Genomic DNA, 24,267 nt, shown 5'->3' with positions numbered 1-24,267 from the left:
TTGGGCGCGTGGCCGAGTTGCGGCAAGATCCTGGAATGGCTCGTGTTCGTGACCTCAACTCCCTGCCGAAGGCGCATCTGCACCTGCACTTCACAGGCTCGATGCGGCCCGCCACCCTGCTGGAACTGGCCGACAAGTACGGCGTCCACCTGCCGGAGGCGCTGCGCGGCGGGGAGCCGCCGAAGCTGCGCGCCACCGACGAGCGGGGCTGGTTCCGCTTCCAGCGGCTGTACGACCTGGCCAGGTCCTGCCTGCGGGAGCCGGACGACATCCGCCGGCTGGTGCGCGAGGCGGCCGAGGAGGACGTCCGGGAGGGCTCCCGCTGGCTGGAGATCCAGGTGGACCCGACCTCGTACGCGCCGCGGCTGGGCGGGCTGATCCCGGCGCTGGAGATCATCCTGGACGCGGTGCGGGTCACCGCGCGGGAGACCGGCCTGGGGATGCGGGTGCTGGTCGCCGCCAACCGGATGAAGCATCCGCTGGACGCCCGCACGCTGGCCCGGCTCGCGGTCCGGTACCGCGACCAGGGCGTGGTCGGCTTCGGGCTCTCCAACGACGAACGCCGGGGCTTCGCCCGGGACTTCGACCGGGCCTTCGCCATCGCCAGGGAGGGCGGGCTGCTGGCCGCCCCGCACGGCGGCGAGTTGGCCGGGCCGATCAGCGTCCGGGACTGCCTCACCGACCTGGGGGCGGCCCGGGTGGGGCACGGGGTGCGGGCCGCGGAGGACCCGGCGGTGCTGACCAGGCTGGCGGAGGCGGGGGTGGCCTGCGAGGTCTGCCCGGCCTCCAACGTGGCGCTCGGCGTCTACGACCGGCCGGAGGAGGTGCCGCTGCGGACGCTGTGGGACGCGGGGGTGCCGATGGCGCTGGGCGCCGACGACCCGCTGCTCTTCGGCTCGCGGCTGACCGAGCAGTACCGCATCGCGCGGGAGCACCACGCCTTCACCGACCACGAACTGGCCGAGCTGGCGCGGCAGTCGATCCGGGCGTCGGCGGCGCCGGCCGATGTCCGGGACAAGGTCCTCGTCGAGATCGACGAGTGGCTGGCGGTGGCCTGAGCCCGGCCGGGCCCCGGCCGGCCCCGCGCCACGGGACCGGGCGGCGGGGCGGGACCGGGCGGCGGGGCGGGACCGGGCGGCGGGGCGGGTCAGAGGCTGGTGCCGACCAGCACCGGCTCGTTGACCAGGGTCACGCCGAAGGCGGCGCGCACCCCGTCGCGGACCTCGCGGGCCAGGGCCATCAGGTCGGCGGTGCTGGCCTCGCCGCGGTTGGTGAGGGCCAGGGTGTGCTTGCCGGAGATCCGGGCGGGGCCGGTGCCGTAGCCCTTGGTGAAGCCGGCGCGGTCGATCAGCCAGGCGGCCGAGGTCTTGGTGTGGCCTTCGGGTGCCGGGTAGGCCGGTGGGGTCACGTCGGGGCCCAGCCGGTCGGCGACCCGCTGGCGGAAGGCGGCGAAGGCGGCCTCGTCCAGCACCGGGTTGGTGAAGAAGGAGCCGGCCGACCAGGTGTCGTGGTCCTCCGGGTCGAGCACCATGCCCTTGCCGGCGCGCAGCTTGAGCACGGCCTGCCGGGCGTCGGCCAGCGGGACCCGGCCGCCCGGCTCCACGCCGAGCAGCCGGGCGGTCTCGGCGTACCGGATCGGGGCGGAGAGGCCGCCGGCGTCGGTCAGCTCGCAGCGGACCCGCAGCACCACGAAGCGGTCCGGGTCGGTCTTGAAGCGGCTGGTGCGGTAGGCGAAGCCGCACTCGGCGCCCGGCAGGGTGACCGTCTCGCCGGCCGTCCGGTCGTAGGCGACCACCTCGGTGATCACCGAGGAGACCTCCTGGCCGTAGGCGCCCACGTTTTGGATGGGGGTGGCGCCGGCCGAGCCGGGGATGCCGGCCAGACACTCGATCCCGGCCAGCCCGGCCTCGACGGTCCGCGCCACGGCGGCCGACCAGTCCTCTCCGGCGGCCAGCTCCAGCCGGGTGCCGTCGAGCCGGACGCCGCTGGAGGCGATGCGCAGGGCGGTGCCGCGGAAGCCGGTGTCGGCGATGACCAGGTTGCTGCCGCCGCCCACCACCAGCAGCGGCTCGCCGGCCGCGTCGGCCCGGCGGACGGCCTCGACGATCTCCTCGTCGGTGGTCGCCGTCACCAGCCGGTCGGCCGGCCCGCCCAGGCGCAGCGTCGTCAGCGGGGCCAGCCGGGCCGACGGGACCGACGCGGCGGACGGAGCGGACAGCGCGGACGAGACGGGTGGGACGGGCGAGGGATCAGGAGTTTCCAGCACCCAGCCACCATACGAGACGGGCTCCGCCCGGGGCCGGCCGCCGGACCGCCCCCGGGCGCCGCGCGCCGTCGGGCGGCTCAGCGGACGGCCGCCCCGGGCCGCGCGGCGGCCACCGCCGGCTCGGCCGGCTCGCCGGGCACGGGCCCGACCGGCCCGGGGGCGCGGCGCGGGACCAGCAGCATCAGCGCGCCGGCCGCGCCCAGCAGCGCGGTGCCGACCCAGAGCGCCGGGACCAGCCCGTCGGTGAACGCCCGGGGCGTCTCGTACCCACCCTGGCCGGCGAAGATCGAGGCCAGCACGGCGACGCCCAGCGCGCCGCCCACCTCGCGGAGCGCGTTGTTGACACCGGAGGCTATGCCCTCCTCGGGTGGGCTGACGGCGCTGAGCACCAGCGCCCCGGTCGGTGCGAAGAACATGGCCATGCCGACGCCGGAGAGGACGAAGCCCGGTATCTGGGCGGCGTAGCTCACCGCCGGATCGGCGACCGCCGCCAGCGAGCCGAGGCCGAGCGCCATCAGCGCCATGCCGGAGGCCACCACCAGCCGGCCGCCCACCCGGTCGGTCAGCGCGCCGGCCGCCGGCGCGACCAGCAGCGTCATGGCGGTCCAGGGCAGCATCCGCAGGCCCGCCTCGGTCGGCGAGTAGCCCTGGATCAGCTGGAGGAACTGGGTCAGCAGGAAGATCGCGCCGAACATGCCGGCGAACATCAGCAGGCTGGCCGCGTTGACCACGCTGAAGGTGCGGGAGCGGAAGAGGCGCATCGGCAGCATCGGGGCGTCGGTGTACAGCTCCCAGCGGACGAAGGCGACCAGCAGCAGCCCGCCGAGGACGAAGCCGAGCAGCACCGGGCCCGAGGACCAGCCGTGCTCGTGGCCGCGGACCAGGGAGAGCACCACGCCGAACAGGCCGGCGCTGACCAGGGCGGTGCCGACGAGGTCGAGCCGGCCGTCGCCGCCCCGGCTCTCGACGAGGTAGCGCCGGCTCAGCGGCACCAGGGCCAGGCCGATGGGGACGTTGAGCCAGAAGATCCACTGCCAGGTGAGGTGTTCGGTGATCGCTCCCCCGACCAGCGGGCCGGCGGCGACCGCCAGGCCGTTGACCGCGCCCCAGATCCCGAAGGCCATGCCGCGCCGCTCTCTGGGCACCGCGGCGGCGATCAGGGTGAGGCTGAGCGGCATCAGCACGGCGGCGCCGGCGCCCTGGAGGGCGCGGGCGGCGATCAGCTGGCCGGTCGTGCCGGCGAGGGCGGCGCCCGCCGAGGCGACGGTGAAGACCAGCACGCCGAGGCCGAAGACCCGGCGCCGCCCGAAGCGGTCGCCGAGCGCGGCGCCGAGCAGCAGCAGGCAGGCGAACGGCAGGGTGTAGCCGTTGACGATCCACTCCAGGTCGGAGAGGCGGCCGCCGAGGTCGTCACGGATCACCGGCAGCGCCGTGGTGACCACCAGGTTGTCGAGGGCGGCCATGAAGGTGGCCGCGCCGACGATCAGCAGGGTCCAGACGAGGCTGCCGCCGCCCGGGCTCGCGGACGCCCCTCCCGAGGGCGGTGCGGTGGTGTGTGCCGACTGGTCCATGGTTCCCCTCCTGTCCGGGAGCCGCGCCCGCGGCGCCCGACCGATCCGCGCGGCTCGGTATCGCCCGATATACGCGGGTAATTGATTGCTCAATAACTTTCACGGACACACGGGTGCCCGGCCCGCACACCACCCCGACCCGGGGCGGGCGGTCAGTCGACGGAAGCCGGACCAGAGCGGGCCGGCACGACGCGACGGCTCAGCCGGCGCTCTCCTCGCTCCCCCCTCCGGAAGCAGGAAGCTGCTCGAAGATGTCCAGCGTCTCCCAGACCCGATGCCCCTCGGGGAAGCCCATCGCCAGCGAGACGTTGATCAGCATGCCTATCCCGAAGAAGTCCCTGGTCAGCTGCGGGTCACCGCCGAGGCGGTCCCTTATCGAATCCCAGGTCTCGGCCCACAGGGCGCGGATCTCCGCGCCGAACTCCTCGTCCCCCTCGCCCTCCCGGGCGCTGACCGCGACATACATCTGCATCTGGAAGAGCAGATCGTCCCGGTCGGCGATCATCGGGGGGTACGCCCGACACATGGCGTCGTGCGCCTCCTGGGGCGCCAGCCCCTCGGATGCCTGCTCGAACCGCCGCCGCATCCGCTCGACGGAGCGGCGGGCGGCGGCGAGGAAGATCGCCCGCTTGTCCGGGAAGAGCCGGAAGAGGTAGGGCTGCGAGACCCCCACCCGCTTGGCGATAGCGGCGGTCGAGGTGCCCGCGTACCCGGCGCGGCCGAACTCGACCACGGCCGCGCGGATCACGCTCTCGCGTCGCTCCTCGGCCGACATGCGGCCGCTCTCCCGTGCCATGGAAGAAAGTTATTGGTCGATCACTAACCATGTCAACCCGAGGGCCTGCCCGACTGGTCGCGCCCCCGAGAACGAGCGCCCCCCGCGGGCGCCGGCGCGCGCCTGCGGGGGAGAAAGACCCGACTCAGCCGAGCCGGACCACCGCGCGGGCCTGGCCCAGCACCTTCTGCCCGCCGCTGAGCGCGGTCAGGTCCACCCGGACGGTGCGCTGCTCGTCGTCCAGCCTGGCCGCGACCTTGGCGCTGACCTCGATCTCGGCCGCCACCTCGCCGGCCGGCACGTCCGGCACCGGCACCGGCCTGGTGAACCGCACCCCGTACTCCAGCACCGCACCCGGGTCGCCGACCCAGTCGGTGACCACCCGGATCGCCTCGGCCATGGTGAACATGCCGTGCGCGATCACGTTGGGCAGCCCGACCTCGACGGCGAACCGCTCGTTCCAGTGGATCGGGTTGAAGTCAAGCGAGGCGCCGGCGTAGTGGACCAGGGTCGCGCGGTCCACCGGGAAGACCTGGCCGGGCAGCTCGGTGCCGACCTCGACGTCGGCGTAGGCGATCCGGCTCATCGCGCCCCCTCCTCGGCCGGGGCGTCCGCCTCGGCGCTCCTGGCCACCAGCTTGGTGTACGCGGTCGCCACGTGGGCGCCCGTCTCGTCGTGCAGCTCCCCGCGCACCGTCAGCACCTCGTTGCCGCGCAGGGACTTGATCGCCTCGATGGTCGAGGTCACCGCGAGGCGGTCGCCGGCGCGCAGCGGCCGGACGTAGGTGAACTTCTGTTCGTTGTGCACCACCCGGCTGTAGTCGAGGCCCAGCTTCGGGTCCTGGACGACCCGGAACGCGGCCCGGTAGCTGACCAGGAAGACGAAGGTCGGCGGGGCGATCACGTCCGGGTAGCCGAGCGCGCGGGCCGCCTCCTGGCTGGTGTAGACGGGGTTGTCGTCCCCGATCGCCTCGGCGAACTCACGGATCTTCTCCCGGCCCACCTCGTAGGGCTCGGTGGGGGGGTAGCTCCGCCCCACGAAGGACTGGTCGAGCGGCATCGGTGGTCTCCTCGCATCCTGGGACTGGGGATGAGGTCGGGTCGGGCCCGGGCCGGTCGCCCGGCCCGGGACAGCACGAAGCCGCCCTCGGCGGTGCCGGGGGCGGCTTCGCATGACCAGACTCCGGGCTCTGAAGCGAACCTCAGGGACCCGGCACGAACGCTGCTTGGGTCAGCGGGTCTCGCGGTGGGCCGTGTGCGCGTTGCAACGCGGGCAGTGCTTCTTCATCTCCAGGCGGTCCGGGTCGTTACGCCGGTTCTTCCTGGTGATGTAGTTCCGCTCCTTGCACTCCACGCAGGCCAGCGTGATCTTCGGGCGGACGTCGGTGGCAGCCACGTGAGTGCTCCTTGACGGATGGACGGGTAAAACCTATTGAACACAGAGAGAGTAGCCGATCGGAGGACCGACCCCGCAATCGGCTACTGAGAGTAGCGGCGACCGGACTTGAACCGGTGACACAACGATTATGAGCCGTTTGCTCTACCGACTGAGCTACGCCGCCACAGAGTGAGCCACCCTCATCCAACGGATGAGAGCTTGACACCCCAGAGCCCCAAAACGGAATCGAACCGTTGACCTTCTCCTTACCATGGAGACGCTCTGCCGACTGAGCTATTGGGGCGAGCGCTCAAGAGATTACACCGTCCCCGGCGGAAGGCGAAATCCATTGGCCACCCGGCCGCTCGGGGCGAGCGGTGGGCTTTTCTTATGACTTTCCCGGGCTCCCGGGGTGCGTCCGGGGCCGCCGGCCCCCCGGCGCCTACGCTCGCTTGCGCACCCGTCGCCTGAGCTGGGAGCGCGATGTCGGAAGTGACGCCAGACCCCCCGCCCGCCGACCAACTGCTGTTGCGCGGGCCACGGCTGGCCGACGGCCGGCTGGTCGACGTGGCGCTGGCCGACGGCCGGATCGCCGCGGTGGCACCGGCCGGCACACTCCACCCGGACCGGCCGGGCGACCTGGTCGACCTGTCCGGGTACCTGCTGCTGCCGGCGCCCGCCGAGCCGCACGCGCACCACGACACCGCGCTCACCGCGGCCGGCGGCCCGGCCGGCCCCGGCGCGGTGGAGCGGCGGGTCACCGAGGCCGCGCTGCTCCAGCTGGGACACGGCGCCACCGCGCAGCGCGGCCACGTCACGGTCAGCGACGACCGGGGGCTGGCGGCGCTGCTGGCCGCGTTGCGGGCCGGCCGGGCGCTGCGTGGGCTGGCCGAGCTGACCACGGTGGCGCTGCCCGGGCCGCTCACCGGCCGGGCCGGCGCCGACCAGCGGGCCAGGCTGCGGGAGGCGGTGGCGCGCGGCGCCGACGTGGTGGGCGGGGCGCCGGATCTGGACCCGGACCCGGTGGGGCATCTGATGTGGGTGCTGGCGCTGGCGGACGAGCACCGGCTGCCGGTCGACCTGCACACCGGGGCCGCCGACCGGGACTGGCTGGCCCGGCTGGTGGCGGTGGCCTCGGCCGGTGGCGGCTGGCGAGGGCTCTGCCTGGGCCCGGCCGGAGGCCTGGGCCGGCTGGCGCCCCCGGCGCTGCGCCGGCTCGGCGAGGGGCTGGCGGCCGGCCGGGTGCGGGTGGTCTGCCTGCCGCAGGGTGGCTGCGCGCCGCCCGGCGCCGGGCAGCCCCCGGTGCGGGCGCTGGCGGCGGCGGGGGTGCTGGTGGCGGCCGGCGGCGGGGCGCTGCGGTCGGCGGCCCACCCGGTGGGGCGCGGGGACCCGTTGGAGGCCGCGTTCCTGCTGGCCGCCGCCGGGGAGCGGGCGCCGCTGGCGGCGTACAACGCCGTCGGGCCGCTGGCCAGGACGGTGCTCGGGCTGCCGGCGCCGGGCGGGGTGGTCGCCGGCGGGCCGGCCGAACTGCTGGCGGTGCGCGGGGACTCGGTGGCCGAGGCGCTCTCGCTCGGCTACAGCCGGCTGGTCTTCCACCGGGGCCGGATCGTCGCCAGGACCAGCGCGGTGCGGGAGTTCCCGGCCGGCCCGCCGGGCCGGGCGGCGTGGGAACTGCCGCGGCAGCAGGCGGGTTGACGCGGCGCGCTGGCGTCGGGCGGGTGGCCGGCGGGGCGTTACGGTCGGGGTATGCGCACTGTCATCGCGGGTGGACACGGCAAGATCGCCCAGCGGCTGGAGAAGCTGCTGTCCGGGCGGGGCGACCAGGTGGCCGGGCTGATCCGGCGGCGGGAGCAGGCGGACGCCCTGCTGGCCGCCGGGGCCGAGCCGCTGGTCTGTGATCTGGAGTCGGCGGGCGAGGAGGAGGTGGCCCGGCACCTGGCCGGCGCGGACGCCGTGGTCTTCGCGGCGGGCGCGGGGCCGGGCAGCGGGGCGGCCCGCAAGGAGACGGTGGACCGGGCGGCGGCGGCGCTGTTGGCGGACGCGGCGCTGCGCGCCGGGGTGCGCCGGTACCTGATGGTGTCGGCGATCGGGGTGGACGAGGAGCCGCCGGCCGGCACGGACCCGGTGTTCGCGGCGTATCTGCGCGCGAAGGGCGCGGCGGACGCGGACCTGCGGGCGCGCTCCGGGCTGGACTGGACGGTGCTGCGGCCGGGCCGGCTGACCGACGATCCGGGCACCGGTCGGGTGTGGCTGGCGCCGCGCACCGGGTACGGGACGGTGACCAGGGACGACGTGGCGGCGGTGCTGGCGGCGCTGTTGGAGCGGCCGAGCACGGCGGGGCTGACCCTGGATCTGGTGAACGGGGAGACGCCGATCCCGCAGGCGCTGGTCGAGCTGGGCTGAGCCGGGCCGGGCCGTCCGCGCCGGGGTCGGCACCGGGCCTCCAGGTCTGGTTTCCGTACCGAACTTCCGTGCCCCGCCGCCTTGTCGGGCGGCGGGGCGCCCCCTACTGTGCGGGTGGGACGTCCTACGTCCGACGTCCGACCCGCACAGCAAGACGAGTTCGAAGGAGCGAGCGCGACATGTTCCCTGACTCCCGCACAAGTTCCCCGACTTCCACCCCCGCCCGCCGAAGGACCCGCAGGAGAACGTCCCTGCGGCTGTTGCTGCTGACCGGCACCGCCGTGCTCGGCGTGCTGGCGGCGACGCCTTCGGCGCTGGCCGCCGGCGGCGGCCCGGCCGACCGGGCGGCGGCCGGCGCCTGCACCTCGTCGGTGCCGTTCGTGGCGGGCGAGCACGGCTACGACACCTTCCGGGTGCCGGCCGTGGTGGCCGCGCCCGACGGCGCCCTGCTGGCCTTCGCCGAGGGCCGGGTCGCCGGGGCCGGCGACAGCGGCAACATCGACGTGGTGCTGCGCCGGTCCGCCGACGGCGGCTGCACCTGGGGCGAGCTGTCCGTGGTGGCCAGCGGCGACGGCGACACCCGGGGGAACCCGGCGCCGGTGGTCGACCCGGCCACCGGCCGGGTGGTGCTGGTGACCTGCTTCAACAGCGGTGAGGTCACCGAGCACGAGATCATCGGCGGCGAGGTCACCCCGGAGCAGAGCCGCCGGGTCTTCGTGCAGACCAGCGATGACGCCGGGCGGACGTTCAGCGCGCCGCGGGAGATCACCGACGCGGCGAAGCTGCCGCAGTGGCGCTGGTACGCCACCGGCCCGGGGCACGCGATCGCGCTGACGAAGGGGCCGCACGCCGGGCGGCTGCTGGTGCCGGCCAACCACTCGACGGCGCCGCCGGCCGGCTCGCCGGACACCGGCGCCGAGCCGCGCTACTACGGCTCGCACGCGCTGTACAGCGACGACGGGGGCACCACCTGGGAGTTGGGGTACATCGACGACAGCTACGACGGGGCGGCCAACTCCAACGAGTCCAGCGTGGCGGAACTCCCGGACGGGCGGCTCTACTTCAGCGTCCGGGACCAGAACGGCACGGACCCGGGCAACCGGTTGGGCGGCTACTCCTCGGACGGCGGGGCGAGCCTGGACGGGCCGCTGGTCGCCCAGGAGGGGCTGGGCGCGGTGCCGGTCGTGCAGGCCAGCGTGCTGCAACTGCCGGGCAAGCGTGGCCCGTTGCTCTTCTCCGGTCCGTCCAACCCGGACCGCAGGGAGGCGTTGACGGTGTGGCGCAGCGACGACGCCGGGCGGTCGTTCGAGCCGGCGGTGACGCTCTCCGAGCAGCCCGCCGCCTACTCGGACCTGGTGTCGCTGGACCGGCGGACCGTCGGGGTGCTCTACGAGACCGGGGCGAGCGGCCCCTACGAGACGATCGAGTTCCGCCGGATCGGCCTCGGCCGGCCCTGAGTGCGGCGCCGGCCCCGGCGGTCGCCGGGGCCGGTCGGCTGGCCGTCGGGGGAACGGCGGCCGCTCAGAGCAGCCCGGCGCCGGCCAGGTGCTTGGCGACCCGCTCGGTCTCGGCCTCGTTGAGCGGGACCTGCGGCTCGGCCGTCGTCGGGTGGTCGATCCAACCGCGCAGGTAGAGCGCGGTCTTGAAGCCGCCGATGGCGGCCGAGCCGCGCCCCATCCGGCCGGGGTCGCCCGCCTCGACCAAGGCGAAGAGCCGGGCCAGCCGGTCCTGTTCGACGCGGGCCCTGGCCCAGTCGCGCTCGGCGCAGGCGGCCACCAGCCGGACGTAGCCGTGCGGGTCGACGTTGCCCAGCCCCGGGACCACGCCGTGGGCGCCCATCAACAGGGCGGCGTCCACGACCAGTTCGGAGCCGGTCAGGACGGCGAAGTCCGGGCCGGTGACGCCGTCCTGGACGCCGGCCAACACGGCGCGCAGCTCGCCCAGTTCGGGGCTGGAGTCCTTGAGGCCGGCGAGCACCCCGTCGGCGGCCAGGGCCAGCACCAGGGCGGCCGGCAGCTTGACGCCGGTGGCGACCGGCAGGTCGTAGGCGAACACCGGCGCCTCGACCCGGTCGGCGAGCAGCCGGTAGTGCCGCTCGATCTCCGGCCGCGCGACCCGGGTGTAGAACGGCGCGGTGGCCACCACGGCGTCCGCGCCGGCGGCGAGCGCCGCGCGCGCGTGCTCGACGACCCGGGGCGTGGTCATGTCGATGGCGCCGGCCAACACCGGTAGCGCGCCGTTGAGTTGGCCGACCACCGTGTCGACCACGGCGACCCGCTGCCGGTCGGTGAGGAAGGCGGCCTCGGAGGTGGAGCCCAGCACGAAGAGCCCGTCCACGCCCGCGCCGGCGAGCTGGTCGACCAGCCGGGCCAGCGAGACGGTGTCCACCTCCCCGGCGGGGGTCAGCGGGGTGCAGACCGGGGGGATCACCCCGGAGAGACGGGCGGGCAGGGTCATGGGCGCTCCTCGGCCGGGGTCGCCTGGGCGACCAGTTGCTGGGTGGTCTCCTCGGCCGCCACCGGGTGGTGGCAGCGGAAGCGGTGTCCACCGGGAGTCTCACCGGCTTCGCCCTGGAAGTCCGGCATCGACTCGGCGCACCGCTGGTCCGCCTTCCAGCAGCGGGTGCGGAACGGGCAGCCGCTGGGCGGCCGGGTCGCCGAGGGCAGCGGGCCGACCAGCGGGATCGGCTCGATCGGCGCCAGCAGCCCGGGCGTGGCGGAGAACAGCGCGCGGGTGTACGGGTGGCGGGCGTGGCCGGTCACCCGGTCGGCGGGCGCCTCCTCGACGATCCGGCCCAGGTACATGGTGACGACCCGGTCGCTCATCCGGCGGACGGTCTGGATGTCGTGGGAGACGAAGAGCATCGCCAGGCCCAGCTCCTCCCGCAGGTCCAGCAGGAGGTTGAGGATCTGGGCCCGGACCGAGACGTCCAGGGCGCTGGTCGGCTCGTCGGCGACCAGCAGCGCGGGCCGCAGGGCCAGCGCGCGGGCGATGGCGACGCGCTGCCGCTGGCCGCCGGAGAGCTGCCCGGGCAGCGCGTCGGCGACATGCCCGGGCAGCCCCACCAGGTCGAGCAACTCCCGCACCCGTGCGGCGCGTTCGGCTGGCGTGCCGCGGCGGTGCACGTCCAGCGGGTCGCGCAGCAGCCGGTGCACGGGCAGCCGGCGGTTGAGCGCGGTCGACGGGTCCTGGAAGACCAGGCCGACCTCCGTGCCGAGGGTGGTGCGGCGTTCGGCGGCCGGCATCGCCCACAGGTCACGGCCACGGTGCAGAATCGTGCCCGAGCTGGGGCGTTCGATGCCGACCAGCACCTTGGCCAGGGTGGACTTGCCGCAGCCGGACTCGCCGACCACGCCGACGGTCTCGCCGGGCGCGATGGTCAGGTCGGCGCCGACCAGGGCCCGCACCAGGGTGGGGCGGAGGCGGCCGGAGCCGCGCGCCGGGTAGCTCAGGTGGATGTCGCGCAACTCCGTCAGGGGGCCGGCGGGTTCGACGCTCACGGGCTGACCTCGCTCTCGGTTCGCACGGGCGGGGCGTCGGGCGGGGGCGGCGCCGGGTGGTGGCAGGCCGCGACGTGGTCGTGACCGCTGGCCGCGGCCGGCGGCACCGGCTCGGCGCAGGCCGCGTCGGCCAGCGGGCAGCGGCCGGCGAACCGGCAGCCGGCGGGGAAGTCGGCCGGGGCCGGGACAACGCCCCTGATCTGCGTCATGCGGGCGGCGCCCGACTCCAGGGAGAGCACCGAACCGAGCAGGCCGCGGGTGTAGTGGTGGGCGGGGGCACCCACCAGGTCGGCGGTCACCCCGCGCTCCGCGATCTGCCCGCCGTACATCACCACCACCCGGTCGGTGACGTCGGCGACCAGCGCCAGGTCGTGGGAGACCAGCACCAGCGCGAAGCCCAGCTCGGCGCGGAGGCGCAGCAGCAGCTGGATGACCTGGGCCTGGATGGTGACGTCCAGCGCGGTGGTCGGCTCGTCGGCGACGATCAGCCGCGGCTCGCGGGAGAGCGCCATGGCGATCAGCACCCGCTGCCGCTGGCCGCCGGACAGCTCGTGCGGGTAGGCGCGCAGCACCCGGTCCGGGTCGAGGCCGACCAGTCCGAGCAGCTCGGCGGGGCTGCGCCGGCCGCCGCGGCGGACGAGTTGGCGCAGCTGGGCGCGGATGGTCATGGCGGGGTTCAGGGAGGAGAGGGCGTCCTGGTAGACCATCGCCATCTGGTGGCCGAGCAGGGCCCGGCGGGCGCGCGGGCGCAGCCCGGTCAGCTCCCGGCCGGCGAACCGGACGCTGCCGCCGATCTCGGCGCCGCGCGGCTGGAGGCCCATCACGGTGAGCGCGGTCAGCGACTTGCCGCAGCCGGACTCCCCCACCAGGCCGAGGACCTCGCCGGGCCGGACGTCGAAGCTGACGCCGGAGAGCACCTCGACGCCGCGGTGCCGGTCGGGGAAGCGGACGGTGAGGTCGCGGACGCTGAGCACCGGCTCGCCGGTGACCGGCGGCCGGGCCAGGGCACGCAGCCGGGCGCCGGCCTGGTCGAGGCCGGGCAGCGGCAACGGCTCCCGGGCGGCGGGCGGTTCGACGGCCTCGACGCGCGCGGCGTCGTCGGCCGAGGGGACGGTCTCGTCGGCGGCCGGCCTGGGGCGCGGCAGCGCGCCGGCCGAGCCGGCGGTCCCGCCGGGGAGTTCGGTGGGGAGTTCGACGGCCGGGCGGGGCGCGGCCCAGGAGTCGGAGGCGCCCTCGGCCAGGATGTTGAGGGCCAGCACGGTCAGCAGCATCAGCAGGCCGGGGAAGACCGTGGCCCACCAGCCGCCGAGCAGCACCAGGTTCTTGCCGTCCGCGATCACACTGCCCCAGGAGGGTTCGGGCGGCCGGACGCCGGCGCCGACGAAGGAGAGCGACGCCTCGAAGACGATGGCGTCGGCCACCATCACGGTGCAGAAGACCAGGATCGGCGCCGCGCAGTTGACCGCGACGTGCCGCACCAGGATGTAGGGGGTGCGGGCGCCGAGCACCCGCTCCGCGGTGACGTAGTCCTCGCTGTACTGGGCCAGCACGTTGGCCCGCACCACCCGGGCGATCGGCGGCGTGTAGAGGAAGGCGATGGCGCAGACCAGCACGGGGACGCCGCCGCCGAACACGGAGATCAGCACGGCGGCCAGGGCGACGCCGGGGAAGGCCATCACCACGTCCAGGGTGCGCATCAGCGCCTCGTCGACCGCCCGCCGGGAGGTGGCGGCGACGGCGCCCAGCACCGCGCCGACCAGCAGCGCGAGGCCGGTGGCGCCCAGCCCGATGGCCAACGACCAGCGGGCGCCGTGCATCAGCCGGCTGAGGATGTCCCGGCCGAGGCTGTCCTGCCCCATCCAGTGGTCGGCGGACGGCCCGCCGGCGGTGCCCGACTGGGCGTAGGGGTCGTGCGGCGCCAGCCAGGGGGCCAGCGCGGCGGCGAGCACCACCAGCAGCAGCAGGCCCAGCGCCACCCGGGAGAGCAGGGGCAGCCGGGAAAGCCCGCGCAGCCGCCCGGTGACCGGCCCGGTGAGTCGGCTCATCGCAGTCATGTCGCGCTCCTCAGCCGGGGGTTGACCAGCAGGTAGAGGATGTCGATCAGCAGGTTGACCAGGACGAAGCCGACCGCGGTGGTCAGCACCACGCCCTGCACCACGGCGGGGTCGCCGTTGCGCACCGCGTCGATCATCAGCTTGCCCATGCCGGGCAGCGCGAAGATGGTCTCGATGACCACCGCGCCGCCGAGCAGGTAGCCGACCCGCAGGCCGAGCACGGTCAGCGGGTTGATCAGCGCGTTCCGCAGCACGTTCCGGCCGACGACCACCACCGGCGGCAGGCCGCCGCCGATCGCGGTGCGGACGTAGTCGCGGTCCAGCTCCTCGACCACGGCGGTGCGCACCACCCGGGTCAGCTGGGCGGCCACCGGCATGGCGAGCGCCAGCGCCGGCAGGGTCAGGCTGTTGAGCCAACCACTGAACGAGTCCTGGGGGTTGATGTAGCCGCCGGTCGGGTACCAGCCGCGGTCCACGGCCAGGTACTGGATCATCAGCAGCGCCAGCCAGAACGCCGGGGCCGCGACCCCGACCAGTGAGACGACCCGGATCAGCTGGTCCGGCAGCCGGTCCCGGTAGACGGCGGCGAGCACGCCCAGCGGCAGGGCCAGGGCGACGGCGATGCCCAGCCCGAGGAAGGTGAGTTGCAGGGTCAGCGGGAGGGCCAGCGTCACCTGGTCCCAGACCGGGGCCCGGGTCAGCACGCTGATCCCCAGGTCCCCGGTGACCAGGTCGCCGACGAAGTCGAGGTAGCGCACCGGCAGCGGGTCGAGCAGCCCGTTCTCCTCGCGGAACTGGTGGAGTTGCTCCTGGGTGGGGTTGCTGCCCTGGAAGTAGGCGGAGGCCGGGTCGGTGTCGGAGAACCGCATCACCAGGAAGACGAAGAGGATGATGCCCAGCAGCAGCGGGACCAGCAGCAGCACCCGGCGCGCCACCATCCGCAGGATCACCGTCACGAGACGACCGCCCCGGTCTGGAGCACGTTGACGCCCGGGTAGGCCTGCGCCCGCACGCCGGTGACCAGCCGCGGGTTCCAGGCGGTGAGCAGTTCGTTGTGCACCACCGGGTAGAGCACGGCCTGTTCGGCGACCAGGTCGAGCACGCGGTGCGTCAGCTCCAGCCGGCGGGCCGGGTCGGGCTCCTCGGTGGCCTGGTCCATCAGGGCGAACAGCTCGTCGGCGGCGGCGCTGGCCTCCCACCCGGTGTAGCTCATCCACAGCCCGCCGCGGGTGTAGTTGTAGCGGAGGATCAGGTCGGCGTCGAGGCCGAACTGGTTGGGGTTGGAGACGGCGGCGACCACCTGGTAGGCGCGGTCCTGGTCCATCTTGGTGAACAGGGCCGAGGTCTCCTGTGGCTCCAGGGTGGTGGGGACGCCGATCGCGTCCCAGGACTCCTTGATGGTCGGCAGGCAGTCCACCGCCCAACTGACGTTGGCGGCCATCAGGTTGATGCTGAGGTCGGTGACCCCTGCCTCGGCCAGCAGCGCCCGGGCGCGGTCCGGGTCGTAGTCGTAGACGGTGGCGGCGGGGCGGTGCGCCGGGTTGTTCTCGTCGAGGAAGGAGGTGGCCGGCCGGCCGTACCCCTTGAGGCCGACCTCGATCAGCTGCCCGGTGTCGACGGCGTGCAGCAGCGCCTGGCGCACCCGGATGTCGTCCAGCGGCGGGTTCTCCGTGTTGAACATCAGGAAGAGGTGGTTCATCCCGGCGCCGCCCTCCACCTGGAGGCCCTCGTCGCGCAGTTGCTGGACGTTGGCGTACGGGATGTTCTCGGCGATCTGGGCCTCGGCGCTCTGCCCGGAGATCGCGGCCACCCGGGGCGCGGCCTCCACGACGGAGCGCCAGTTCATCGCCCGGAACGCCGGGTGGCGGGGGCCGTTGTAGTCCTCGAACGCCTCGAAGGTGGTGTTGGACTTGGGGTGGTGGGCGGTCTGCCGGTAGGGGCCGGAGCCGACGGCGAGGCCGCCGGTGGCGCGTTCCCAGGCGCCCTCGGCGCCGAAGACGTGGCGCGGCATGATCTTGGCGATGGTCAGCCGGGGCGCCGCGTCGGGGAACGGGAAGTGGAAGTCCAGCTCGACGGTCCGCTCGTCGACCGCCCGCACCCCGGCCAGCCAGCTGGCGAAGAACGACCTGGCCAGCGTGTTGGCCTCCGGGTCGAGGACGCGGTCGAAGGTGAACAGCACGTCGTCCACGGTCACCGGCTCGCCGTCGTGCCAGCGGGCGCCCTCGCGCAGGGTGAACCGCCAGCTGGTGGCGGTGGGGTCGGCGGGCAGCGCGGTGGCCAGCGCCGGGTAGGGGACGCGGGTGATCGGGTCGGTGTCCAGCAGCCCCTCGTAGATGTGGTGGTTGGCCGCCATGGAGAACGCGGACGCGGTCTGCGTCGGGTCCCAACTCTGGTCGTTGCCGTACCCGATGACGGCGGTCAGGGTGTCCAGCGCGGCGCCGTCCCCGCCCCGGCCGGTGCCGATGGTGGACGGTGGGCCCGTGCAGGCGCCCAGGCTTGCGGTGATCGCGCCGGCGGCGCCGATGGCACCGGTGAGGCGGAGGAACGAACGGCGATCAAGGGAGTGGTCCACTGTGCCTCCAGCGCGGCTCCGGGAGGTCCTACGTTGTACGTCCTAGGAACCTAGAATCGGGGGGAGCCGGCGGTCAAGGGTTCGGACATCCGATGTCCGATCTCTGATCACCTCGGTGGCAGAATGTGAACTCCAGGTCAAGAACAGGTCGTTGTCGGGCCGCCCCCAAGGCCGTGGGCGGGAGATACGAGCAGAGGGAGGGGCTCCATGGCCCGCCGCATGATGTCCGACGAGGTGCAGGGTCAGATCAGGGAGCTGATCCTCACCCGACGCCTGGCGCCGGGCGATCCGCTGCCCACCGAGAGCGAGTTGATGGCCCTCTTCGAGGTGAGCCGCAACTCGGTGCGGGAGGCGCTGAAGGCGCTCCAGGCGGTCAACATCGTCGACATCCGGCACGGGTTCGGCACCTATGTGGGCAGCCTCAGCCTGGACTCGTTCGTGGACGGCATGGTCTTCCGGGCCGCCGTCCGGCACCGCAGGGGGGAGGCCAGCCTGGCCGAACTCCTGGAGGTGCGGGAGGCGTTGGAGGCCGGCCTGATCGGCAGCGTGGCCGCCGACACCCGGCCGGCCGACCTGGCCAGGCTGCGCGAGCTGGTCGCCGCGATGGAGCGCGAGGTGGCCGAGGACGGCCGGGTCACGGCGACCACCGACCGCGCCTTCCACCTCGCGCTCTACCACAGCCTGGGCAACCACCTGTTGAGCGAGGTGCTGGACGCGTTCTGGGCGGCCTTCCACCGGGTCCGGGAGGACCTGCGCGAGGAGCGCGGGGACGGCCGGGTCACCTGCGCCAGGCACCAGGAGATCGTGGCCGCCCTGGAGGCCGGCGACACCGCCCGCGCGGTCACCGCGATGCGCGACCACTTCGCCGGCATCCGGCAGGTGCTGCGGGAGAGCGCGGGCGGCTGAGCCGCCCCGGCCCGGCCGGTCAGCCGGGCCCGCCGGGGTTCGGGTTGGCGCCGGTGACCAGGGTGGCGAGCCGGTCGCCGGCGACCTTGCCGGCCGCGATCGCCGCGATGCCGGCGGCGCCGGCCGGCTCGGCGAGCACCGACAGGTGCCGGGCCACCAGGCCCATCGCGGACCGCAGTTCGGCCTCCGTCACCAGCACGATCTCGTCCACCAGCGCGCGCACCCTGGCCAGCGACTCGGGCCGGGCCCGGGTGACGGTGATGCCCTCGGCGAAGGCGCTGGCCGGGGTCGTGGTGACCGGCTCGCCGGCGGCGAGCGCCCGGAACATGGTGGGCGCGGCGGCCGGGTTGACCCCGACGATCCGGGTGTCGGGCGCGTGCGCGCGCAGCCACGCGGCGACGCCGGTGATCAGGCTGCCGTCGCCGACAGGCACGACCACGGCGTCGAACCGGCCGGCCCGGGCGAGTTCCTCGGCGATGGTGCCGGCCCCCTCGGCGATCGCCGGCGGCACCCCGTCGACGAGCAGCGCGGCGCCCGAGGCCGCGGCCGCCGCGGCGGCCGCCGGGTGGGCGTCCGGCCCCGCGACCTCGATCACCTCGGCGCCGAAGGCGACCATCCGGGCGCACTTGCTGGGGTTGAGCGGGGCCGGGGCGTAGACCACCACCGTGAGGCCCAGGTCGCGGCCGAGGTAGGCCACGGCCTGACCGAAGTTGCCCGAGGAGGCGCAGACCACGGTGCTGCCGGCCGGCAGGTCGGCGAGGGCGAGGGCGACGCCGCGCCCCTTGAAGCTGCGGATCGGGTTGCCGGTCTCCAACTTGACCGTGACGCGGCGCCCCAGCGCCGTGTTGAGCAGCTCGTCCTCGTACTGCGGGGTGTCCAGGAAGCACGCCGGGATGACGCTCCTGGCTCGGGCGATCCGGCTCAGGCTGAGGTCGGTGGCCGGACCGGCGGGCGGCTCCGCCAGGCGGGGCCCGGGGGCCGGGTCGGTCGGGTCGGTCGGGTCGGTCGGGCCGGTCGGGTCGGTTCGGTTGGCCGGGTTGGCCGGGTTGGCCGGGTTGGCCGGGTTGGCTGGCTGCATGCGTCTGACGCTAGGCGGAACGCCGCGGGCGCCGCTTGCGTAGATCGCGCGCACACGCGAGATTGTTGCGCGTGCCCGGGCTGCCGCGGCGGCCGAGGCCGCTGGACGAGATCGACTCCCTGCTGTTGGACCTGTTGCAGGCCGACGCGGACCAGACGCTGCGCGCGTTGGGCGAGCGGGTGGGGCTGTCGCCCAGCGCGGTGCAGCGCCGGATCGCCGGCTACAAGGCGGCGGGCGTCCTGCGCACGGTGGCGGTGGTCGACACCGGGGCGGCGCCGGCGCTGGCGCAGGCGTTGGTGCTGCTGACGCTGGCCGAGGAGTCCCCCGACCACCACCGGCGGATCGTCGAGCGGCTGCGGGCCAGGCCGGCGGTCCAGCAGTGCTACGCGGTGTCGGGCCGCTGGGACTACGCGGTGCTGCTGACCGCCCGCTCGGTGCGGGAGTTGCGGGACCTCAGCCACGAGCTGTTCCAGCGGGACGACAACATCCGCCGATACGACACGTTGTTCGTCTTCGAGACGGTGAAGAGCGGCACCGGCGTGCCGGGTGAGCTGCTGCGCGGCTGACCGCTCCCGGGCGGTCGGCGCGTGGCCGGGGCCGAGGCCGGGCCCAAGATCGTTGACCGGCCGGCTACGTTGGGGGGATGTCCGCCTCCGCCGCCGTCCCGGGCCAGCAGCGTCCGCGGGAGACCCGCACCCTGCCGGCGGTGCCGCCGGGCGCCGTGGCGGACTCGTTCCGGGTCGCCTGCTACGGCGAGGTGGTCACCCGGGACACCACCTGGAGCGAGCACTCGCACCCCTTCCACGAGCTGCTGTGGAACGGCCGCGGCGCGTCCACCGCGGTGGTGGGCGCGCGGGTGTGGACGATCACCCCGACGCTGGGGCTGTGGATGCCTGCCGGCACCCCGCACTCCGGGTCGGCGATCGCCGGGACGTGGTTCCGGGCCAGCTTCTTCGGCTTCGGCGGCGCCCCCTCGATCTCGGACGTGCCGGTGGCCGTCGAGATCACGCCGCTGCTCCGGCTGCTCCTTGAGCGGCTGGACGAGCCCGGGCTGGCCCCGGCGTCCCGGGCGGTGACCGAGGCGATGCTGCTGGACGTGCTGGCGCCCTCGCCCCGGGAGTTGCTGCTCCAGGTGCCGGTCTCCGCGCTGTTGCGGCCGATCGCCGAGGCGGTCCGCGAAGACCCCAGGGACCAGCGGACGTTGACGCACTGGGCGGCCGAGCTGGGGGTCAGCCCGCGGACCATCTCCCGGGCGTTCAACGCCGAGACCGGGATCAGCTTCGCGCGCTGGGTGGCGGCGGTGCGGGCGCAGCACGCCGTGGCCTTGCTCACCCGGGGGCTGCCGGTCGAGGTGGTGGCCGACCTGGTCGGCTACCAGTCGGCGAGCGCGTTCTGCGCGGCGTTCCGGCGGACAACTGGCCTGACTCCAGGGGCGTTTCGGGCCTCCTGACCGGCCGGCACCGGGGCCCGCCCAGCGGGCCCGTTGTCCGGATGGCTACATCGACTGTCCCGAATGGTTGATTGCGACAGGCGGCCACCCCTCCTAAGGTGCACGGGAAGGCAAGCCTTACCTAACCTTCTCCCCAGAACGGTGCACCGCTCCACGACCGCGTCCCGCGTGACGGACGTGCGAGGTCCGGCACCCAGAATCCCGGAAGTGGAGTACGGAACAATGCGCCCACCCCGCCTGCGCCTGTTCACCGTGGCGGCGGTCCTGTTGGGGCTCACCGCCTGTGGCGGCTCCTCGGACACCGAGGACGAGAGCGGCAACGACCAGGAAGGGAACAACGCCAGCGCCGAGAGCGGCGCCGACGCCTTCCCGCTCACCATCGAGCACGCCCTCGGCGAGACCACCATCGAGGCCAAGCCGGAGCGCGTCGCCACCGTCAACTGGGCCAACCACGAGGTGCCGCTGGCGCTCGGCGTCGTCCCCGTCGGCATGGCCGCGGCCAACTTCGGCGACGACGACGGCGACGGCGTCCTCCCCTGGGTCACCGAGCAGCTCGACCAACTCGGCGCCGAGGCACCGGTGTTGTTCGACGAGACCGACGGCATCGACTTCGAGGCGGTCGCCGACACCGCCCCCGACGTGATCCTGGCCGCCTACTCCGGGCTCACCCAGCAGGACTACGACACGCTCAGCGAGATAGCGCCCGTCGTGGCCTACCCGGACGCCGCCTGGGCCACCCCCTGGCGCGAGATCATCCGGCTGAACAGCGAGGCCATCGGGCTCGGCGCCGAGGGCCAGGCGCTGATCACCGAGATCGAGGACGAGATCGAGGCCGTCGTCGCCGACTACCCGCAGCTGGCGGGGAAGTCCGCGATGTTCATGACGCACGTGGACCCCAACGACGTCAGCGAGATCGGCTTCTACACCACGCACGACACCAGGACCCTCTTCTTCGAGGACCTCGGGATGACCATCCCGGACAGCATCGCCGAGGCCTCCGCCGACACCGACCAGTTCGCGCAGACCCGCAGCGCCGAGCAGATCGACTACTTCGACGACGTGGACATCATCACCGGCTACGGCGACGAGGAGGGCGAGCTGCTGCGGACCCTCCAGGAGGACCCGCTGCTCTCCCGGATCCCCGCCATCGAGCGCGGCTCCGCCTATCTGCTCCCCGGCAGCGCCCCGCTGGCGACCGCGGCCAACCCCACGCCGCTGTCCATCTCGTGGGTGCTTGAGGACTACGTGGCGGCCCTCGCCGAGGCCGCCGACCAGGTCGGATGACCGCGGTCGAACCCCGCGAGCCGGTCGCCGCCAGCAGGCGGCGGCCGGCTCGCGTCCGGCTGTGGTGGCTGCTGGCCCTCGTCCTGACGGTGGCCCTGACCATGCTGGCCTCGGTCGCCTTCGGCTCCCGCACCGTCCCCTGGTCCGACGTGCTCGCCGCGCTCGGCGGCGCCGAGGACTCCCTCGAACAGGCCGCGGTCGCCAAGCGGGTGCCGCGCACCGTGCTGGCCGTGCTGGTCGGCGCCGCCCTCGGGCTGGCCGGCGCGGTGATGCAGGGGGTCACCCGCAACCCGCTGGCCGACCCCGGGGTGCTCGGCGTCAACATGGGCGCCTCACTCGCCGTCGTCACCGCCGTCGCCTTCTTCGGCCTCACCTCCCCCACCGGCTACATCTGGGTGGCGATGGGCGGCGCCGCGCTCGCCGCCGGCTTCGTCTACACCGTCGGCTCGCTGGGCCGTGGCGGCGCCACCCCGCTGAAGCTGGCGCTGGCCGGCGCCGCCACGTCGGCCGCGTTCGCCTCCCTGGTCAGCGCCGTGGTGCTGCCCCGGAACGACATCGCGGGCGGCTTCCGGCTCTGGCAGATCGGCGGCGTGGGCGGCGCGTCCTTCGAACGCACCGGGCAGGTGCTGCCGTTCCTGCTGGTCGGGTTCGCCGTCTGCCTGCTCTCCGCGCGGGCCCTCAACTCACTCGCCCTCGGCGACGAGTTGGCCGCCGGGCTCGGCGAACGGGTGGCCGTCGCCCGGGCGTTGGCCGCGGTCGGCGCCGTCGTGCTCTGCGGGGCGTGCACCGCGGTGGCCGGCCCGATCGGCTTCGTCGGGCTCGTCGTGCCGCACGCCTGCCGGCTGCTGGTCGGCGTGGACCACCGCTGGCTGCTGCCGTTCTCCGCGCTGGCCGGCGCGGCGCTGCTGACCACCGCCGACGTGGTGGGCCGGGTGGTGGCCCGGCCGACCGAGATCGACGTGGGCATCATCACCGCGCTGATCGGCGCCCCGTTCTTCATCCACATCGTCCGCCGGCAGAAGGTGCGAGCCCTGTGAACGCCCCCGCCGTCCGCCCCCCGTCCGTGGAGCCGGCCGCCCCCGACGCCGTGCGCCGGGCCGTCGCGCGCGGCCGGACCCGGCGCGCCGCCCGCCGGCGGCTCGTCGTCCTGACGCTCGCGCTGCTGGTGGTCGCCGGCTTCGCCGTCACCCTGATGTACGGGCAGACCTTCTACCCGCCGCGCGACGTGCTGCGGGTGGTCCTCGGCGAGCAGGTGCCGGGCGCCTCGTTCACCGTCGGGCGGCTGCGGCTGCCCCGCGCGGTGCTCGCGGTGACCGCCGGGTTCAGCTTCGGGCTGGCCGGCGTCACCTTCCAGACCATGCTCCGCAACCCGCTGGCCAGCCCCGACATCATCGGCATCAGCGCCGGCGCCAGCGCGGCGGCGGCCATCGCCATCGTCACCCTGTCGCTGAACGAGACGCAGGTCTCCGTCCTCGCCATCGCCGCCGGCCTCGGCGTCGCCCTGCTGGTGTACACCCTCGCCTTCAAGGACGGGGTGGTCGGCACCCGACTCATCCTGATCGGCATCGGCATCGCCGCGATGCTCGACAGCGTCACCTCCTACGTGCTGTCCAGGGCCGCCGAGTGGGACCTCCAGGAGGCCATGCGCTGGCTGACCGGCAGCCTCAACGGCGCCGCCTGGGAGCAGGTGGTGCCGACCCTGGTCGCGCTGGCCGTGCTCGCCCCGGTGCTGCTGGCCAAGGGCCGGGACCTGTCCGCGCTGCAACTCGGCGACGACACCGCGGCGGCCCTCGGCGTCCGGGTGGAACGCACCCGGATCACGCTGATCGTCGCCGCCGTCGGCCTGATCGCGTTCGCCACCGCGGCGGCCGGGCCGATCGCGTTCGTCGCGTTCCTGTCCGGGCCGATCGCGGCCCGGCTGGTCGGCCCCGGCACCTCGCTGCTGGTGCCGGCCGGGCTGGTCGGCGCCCTGCTGGTGCTGGCCGCCGACTTCACCGGCCAGTTCGCGTTCGACCACCGCTACCCGGTCGGCGTGGTCACCGGCGTGCTCGGCGCGCCCTACCTCATCTACCTGATCATCCGCACCCACCGGGCGGGAGGCTCCCTGTGACCACGTCCCACACCCTCGCCGCCGAGCGGCTCACGCTCGGCTACGGCGACCGTGTCGTCGTCAGCTCCCTCGACCTGGCCGTGCCCCCCGGCGAGATCACCGTCATCGTCGGCGCCAACGCCTGCGGCAAGTCGACGCTGCTGCGCTCGATGTCCCGGCTGCTGACCCCACGGGACGGGCGGGTGGTCCTCGACGGCAAGGCGGTCCACCGGCTGCCCGCCAAGCAACTCGCCCGCACCCTGGGCCTATTGCCGCAGTCGCCGGTGGCGCCCGAGGGCATCACCGTGCTGGACCTGGTCGGCCGGGGCCGGCACCCGCACCAGGGCGTCTTCTCCCGGTGGAGCGAACGCGACGACGCCGCGGTGGCCGCCGCCCTGGAGGCCACCGGCACCACCGAGCTGGCCGACCGGGCCGTCGACGAGCTCTCCGGCGGCCAGCGGCAGCGGGTGTGGATCGCCATGGTCCTGGCGCAGGGGACCGACCTGCTGCTGCTCGACGAGCCGACCACCTTCCTCGACGTCAGCCACCAGGTCGAGGTGCTCGACCTGCTGACCGACCTCAACCGGGACCGGGGCACCACCATCGTGATGGTGCTGCACGACCTCAACCTCGCCGCCCGCTACGCCGACCACCTGATCGCCCTCGCGGACGGCGGGCTGCACGCGACGGGCGCGCCGGGCGAGGTGCTGACCGAGGAGTGCGTCCGGGCGGTCTTCGGCCTGGACTCCCGGATCATCCAGGACCCGGTCTCCGGCCGGCCGCTGATGCTGCCCATCGGCCGCCACCACACCAACCGGCCGGCCACCGCCGAGCCGGCCGAGCCGGCGTAGCCGGGGCGGGGCGGGGCGAGGGCGGGCCGAACGTGCCGACCCCCCGGTCAGCGCCGGGGGGTCGATGAAGACCGTCCGCTGGACGCGGCGG

At 74.5% G+C, this 24,267-nt stretch carries 23 protein-coding genes and 2 tRNA genes; 11 read left to right on the top strand and 14 right to left on the bottom strand.

Annotated features, from left to right (window positions below; translation table 11 throughout):
* The first annotated feature begins 35 nt into the window (after window positions 1–35).
* Entirely contained in the window at window positions 36–1,058 is a 1,023-nt protein-coding gene (locus tag RM844_RS15695; protein WP_311667810.1) for an adenosine deaminase, read from the top strand.
* An 89-nt stretch (window positions 1,059–1,147) separates the two neighbouring features.
* On the opposite strand, the gene RM844_RS15690 is transcribed toward RM844_RS15695, so the two are convergent.
* From RM844_RS15690 to RM844_RS15655, 8 genes are all read right to left on the bottom strand, one after another.
* Complete coding sequence (locus tag RM844_RS15690) at window positions 1,148–2,218, bottom strand: UDP-N-acetylmuramate dehydrogenase (RefSeq protein ID WP_311667896.1); 1,071 nt, start codon at window positions 2,216–2,218, stop codon at window positions 1,148–1,150.
* A 125-nt stretch (window positions 2,219–2,343) separates the two neighbouring features.
* Entirely contained in the window at window positions 2,344–3,837 is a 1,494-nt protein-coding gene (locus RM844_RS15685) for an MFS transporter (RefSeq protein WP_311667809.1), read from the bottom strand.
* Between the two features lie 199 nt (window positions 3,838–4,036).
* Entirely contained in the window at window positions 4,037–4,633 is a 597-nt protein-coding gene (locus RM844_RS15680) for a TetR/AcrR family transcriptional regulator (RefSeq protein WP_311667808.1), read from the bottom strand.
* 124 nt (window positions 4,634–4,757) lie between these two features.
* Window positions 4,758–5,198, bottom strand: coding sequence for a MaoC family dehydratase (locus RM844_RS15675; RefSeq protein ID WP_311667806.1), 441 nt, complete (start codon window positions 5,196–5,198; stop codon window positions 4,758–4,760).
* Window positions 5,195–5,671, bottom strand: a complete 477-nt coding sequence (locus RM844_RS15670; RefSeq protein ID WP_311667805.1) for a MaoC family dehydratase N-terminal domain-containing protein — start codon at window positions 5,669–5,671, stop codon at window positions 5,195–5,197. Before RM844_RS15670 ends, RM844_RS15675 begins: the two co-directional genes overlap by 4 nt.
* A 171-nt stretch (window positions 5,672–5,842) precedes the next feature.
* The gene (gene rpmG / locus RM844_RS15665; protein WP_077059582.1) at window positions 5,843–6,007 is read right to left on the bottom strand and encodes a 50S ribosomal protein L33; all 165 of its coding nucleotides are present in this window, start codon (window positions 6,005–6,007) and stop codon (window positions 5,843–5,845) included.
* A gap of 93 nt (window positions 6,008–6,100) precedes the next feature.
* Window positions 6,101–6,173: transfer RNA gene (locus RM844_RS15660), tRNA-Met, on the bottom strand.
* Window positions 6,174–6,220: 47 nt separating this feature from the next.
* Window positions 6,221–6,293 (bottom strand) — tRNA-Thr (locus RM844_RS15655).
* A 179-nt stretch (window positions 6,294–6,472) separates the two neighbouring features.
* On the opposite strand from RM844_RS15655, the gene RM844_RS15650 reads away from it, so the two are divergent.
* The 3 genes from RM844_RS15650 to RM844_RS15640 all read left to right on the top strand — a co-directional run bounded on the left by RM844_RS15650 (window position 6,473) and on the right by RM844_RS15640 (window position 9,849).
* Window positions 6,473–7,684 carry an amidohydrolase family protein gene (locus RM844_RS15650; RefSeq protein ID WP_394814514.1) on the top strand — a complete coding sequence of 404 codons (1,212 nt, stop codon included), beginning with the start codon at window positions 6,473–6,475 and terminating at the stop codon, window positions 7,682–7,684.
* 51 nt (window positions 7,685–7,735) lie between these two features.
* Complete coding sequence (locus RM844_RS15645; protein WP_311667803.1) at window positions 7,736–8,392, top strand: NAD(P)H-binding protein; 657 nt, start codon at window positions 7,736–7,738, stop codon at window positions 8,390–8,392.
* A gap of 257 nt (window positions 8,393–8,649) precedes the next feature.
* Window positions 8,650–9,849, top strand: a complete 1,200-nt coding sequence (locus RM844_RS15640; RefSeq protein WP_394814522.1) for a sialidase family protein — start codon at window positions 8,650–8,652, stop codon at window positions 9,847–9,849.
* Between the two features lie 64 nt (window positions 9,850–9,913).
* Here RM844_RS15640 and RM844_RS15635 read toward each other — a convergent pair whose 3' ends face one another.
* The 5 genes from RM844_RS15635 to RM844_RS15615 are packed head-to-tail and all read right to left on the bottom strand — an operon-like array spanning window position 9,914 to window position 16,518.
* Window positions 9,914–10,849 carry a dihydrodipicolinate synthase family protein gene (locus tag RM844_RS15635; RefSeq protein WP_311667801.1) on the bottom strand — a complete coding sequence of 312 codons (936 nt, stop codon included), beginning with the start codon at window positions 10,847–10,849 and terminating at the stop codon, window positions 9,914–9,916.
* Complete coding sequence (locus tag RM844_RS15630) at window positions 10,846–11,892, bottom strand: oligopeptide/dipeptide ABC transporter ATP-binding protein (RefSeq protein ID WP_394814513.1); 1,047 nt, start codon at window positions 11,890–11,892, stop codon at window positions 10,846–10,848. Before RM844_RS15630 ends, RM844_RS15635 begins: the two co-directional genes overlap by 4 nt.
* Window positions 11,889–13,946 carry a dipeptide/oligopeptide/nickel ABC transporter permease/ATP-binding protein gene (locus RM844_RS15625; protein ID WP_311667800.1) on the bottom strand — a complete coding sequence of 686 codons (2,058 nt, stop codon included), beginning with the start codon at window positions 13,944–13,946 and terminating at the stop codon, window positions 11,889–11,891. Before RM844_RS15625 ends, RM844_RS15630 begins: the two co-directional genes overlap by 4 nt.
* Window positions 13,943–14,884, bottom strand: a complete 942-nt coding sequence (locus RM844_RS15620) for an ABC transporter permease (protein ID WP_394814521.1) — start codon at window positions 14,882–14,884, stop codon at window positions 13,943–13,945. The genes RM844_RS15625 and RM844_RS15620 overlap by 4 nt, the downstream gene beginning before the upstream one ends.
* 14 nt (window positions 14,885–14,898) lie before the next feature.
* A complete protein-coding gene (locus RM844_RS15615; protein WP_311667798.1) occupies window positions 14,899–16,518 on the bottom strand; it encodes an ABC transporter substrate-binding protein in 1,620 nt (539 codons plus the stop codon).
* A gap of 207 nt (window positions 16,519–16,725) precedes the next feature.
* On the opposite strand from RM844_RS15615, the gene RM844_RS15610 reads away from it, so the two are divergent.
* Window positions 16,726–17,424, top strand: coding sequence for a FadR/GntR family transcriptional regulator (locus RM844_RS15610; RefSeq protein ID WP_311667797.1), 699 nt, complete (start codon window positions 16,726–16,728; stop codon window positions 17,422–17,424).
* Window positions 17,425–17,443: 19 nt separating this feature from the next.
* On the opposite strand, the gene RM844_RS15605 is transcribed toward RM844_RS15610, so the two are convergent.
* A complete protein-coding gene (locus RM844_RS15605) occupies window positions 17,444–18,502 on the bottom strand; it encodes a threonine ammonia-lyase (RefSeq protein ID WP_311667796.1) in 1,059 nt (352 codons plus the stop codon).
* Window positions 18,503–18,573: 71 nt separating this feature from the next.
* Between RM844_RS15605 and RM844_RS15600 the strand changes: the two genes are divergently transcribed.
* From RM844_RS15600 to RM844_RS15575, 6 genes are all read left to right on the top strand, one after another.
* Complete coding sequence (locus tag RM844_RS15600) at window positions 18,574–19,068, top strand: Lrp/AsnC family transcriptional regulator (protein WP_311667795.1); 495 nt, start codon at window positions 18,574–18,576, stop codon at window positions 19,066–19,068.
* A 77-nt stretch (window positions 19,069–19,145) separates the two neighbouring features.
* Window positions 19,146–19,952 (top strand): helix-turn-helix domain-containing protein, encoded by an 807-nt coding sequence (locus tag RM844_RS15595; RefSeq protein ID WP_311667794.1) that lies wholly within the window; start codon window positions 19,146–19,148, stop codon window positions 19,950–19,952.
* A gap of 222 nt (window positions 19,953–20,174) precedes the next feature.
* Entirely contained in the window at window positions 20,175–21,236 is a 1,062-nt protein-coding gene (locus RM844_RS15590) for an iron-siderophore ABC transporter substrate-binding protein (protein ID WP_311667892.1), read from the top strand.
* Window positions 21,233–22,273, top strand: coding sequence for a FecCD family ABC transporter permease (locus tag RM844_RS15585; RefSeq protein ID WP_311667793.1), 1,041 nt, complete (start codon window positions 21,233–21,235; stop codon window positions 22,271–22,273). Before RM844_RS15590 ends, RM844_RS15585 begins: the two co-directional genes overlap by 4 nt.
* Complete coding sequence (locus RM844_RS15580) at window positions 22,270–23,346, top strand: FecCD family ABC transporter permease (protein WP_311667792.1); 1,077 nt, start codon at window positions 22,270–22,272, stop codon at window positions 23,344–23,346. The genes RM844_RS15585 and RM844_RS15580 overlap by 4 nt, the downstream gene beginning before the upstream one ends.
* The gene (locus RM844_RS15575) at window positions 23,343–24,176 is read left to right on the top strand and encodes an ABC transporter ATP-binding protein (protein WP_311667791.1); all 834 of its coding nucleotides are present in this window, start codon (window positions 23,343–23,345) and stop codon (window positions 24,174–24,176) included. Before RM844_RS15580 ends, RM844_RS15575 begins: the two co-directional genes overlap by 4 nt.
* Window positions 24,177–24,267: the final 91 nt, after the last annotated feature.

This window comes from Streptomyces chisholmiae (assembly GCF_031845445.1).
Taxonomy (GTDB): domain Bacteria; phylum Actinomycetota; class Actinomycetes; order Streptomycetales; family Streptomycetaceae; genus Streptomyces; species Streptomyces chisholmiae.
The sequence above is the reverse complement of the archived record's forward strand: the minus strand, read 5'-3'. Positions and strand labels throughout refer to the sequence as shown.

Bases quoted from the DNA above. Each gene is read 5' to 3' on its own strand.
- RM844_RS15590 (WP_311667892.1), top strand. From the start codon at position 20,175: ATGCGCCCACCCCGCCTGCGCCTGTTCACCGTGGCGGCGGTCCTGTTG.
- RM844_RS15680 (WP_311667808.1), bottom strand. From the start codon at position 4,633: ATGGCACGGGAGAGCGGCCGCATGTCGGCCGAGGAGCGACGCGAGAGC.
- RM844_RS15585 (WP_311667793.1), top strand. From the start codon at position 21,233: ATGACCGCGGTCGAACCCCGCGAGCCGGTCGCCGCCAGCAGGCGGCGG.
- RM844_RS15625 (WP_311667800.1), bottom strand. From the start codon at position 13,946: ATGACTGCGATGAGCCGACTCACCGGGCCGGTCACCGGGCGGCTGCGC.
- RM844_RS15645 (WP_311667803.1), top strand. From the start codon at position 7,736: ATGCGCACTGTCATCGCGGGTGGACACGGCAAGATCGCCCAGCGGCTG.
- RM844_RS15620 (WP_394814521.1), bottom strand. From the start codon at position 14,884: ATGGTGGCGCGCCGGGTGCTGCTGCTGGTCCCGCTGCTGCTGGGCATC.
- RM844_RS15595 (WP_311667794.1), top strand. From the start codon at position 19,146: ATGTCCGCCTCCGCCGCCGTCCCGGGCCAGCAGCGTCCGCGGGAGACC.
- RM844_RS15685 (WP_311667809.1), bottom strand. From the start codon at position 3,837: ATGGACCAGTCGGCACACACCACCGCACCGCCCTCGGGAGGGGCGTCC.
- RM844_RS15650 (WP_394814514.1), top strand. From the start codon at position 6,473: ATGTCGGAAGTGACGCCAGACCCCCCGCCCGCCGACCAACTGCTGTTG.
- RM844_RS15605 (WP_311667796.1), bottom strand. From the start codon at position 18,502: ATGCAGCCAGCCAACCCGGCCAACCCGGCCAACCCGGCCAACCCGGCC.
- RM844_RS15695 (WP_311667810.1), top strand. From the start codon at position 36: ATGGCTCGTGTTCGTGACCTCAACTCCCTGCCGAAGGCGCATCTGCAC.
- RM844_RS15670 (WP_311667805.1), bottom strand. From the start codon at position 5,671: ATGCCGCTCGACCAGTCCTTCGTGGGGCGGAGCTACCCCCCCACCGAG.
- RM844_RS15635 (WP_311667801.1), bottom strand. From the start codon at position 10,849: ATGACCCTGCCCGCCCGTCTCTCCGGGGTGATCCCCCCGGTCTGCACC.
- RM844_RS15675 (WP_311667806.1), bottom strand. From the start codon at position 5,198: ATGAGCCGGATCGCCTACGCCGACGTCGAGGTCGGCACCGAGCTGCCC.
- RM844_RS15610 (WP_311667797.1), top strand. From the start codon at position 16,726: ATGGCCCGCCGCATGATGTCCGACGAGGTGCAGGGTCAGATCAGGGAG.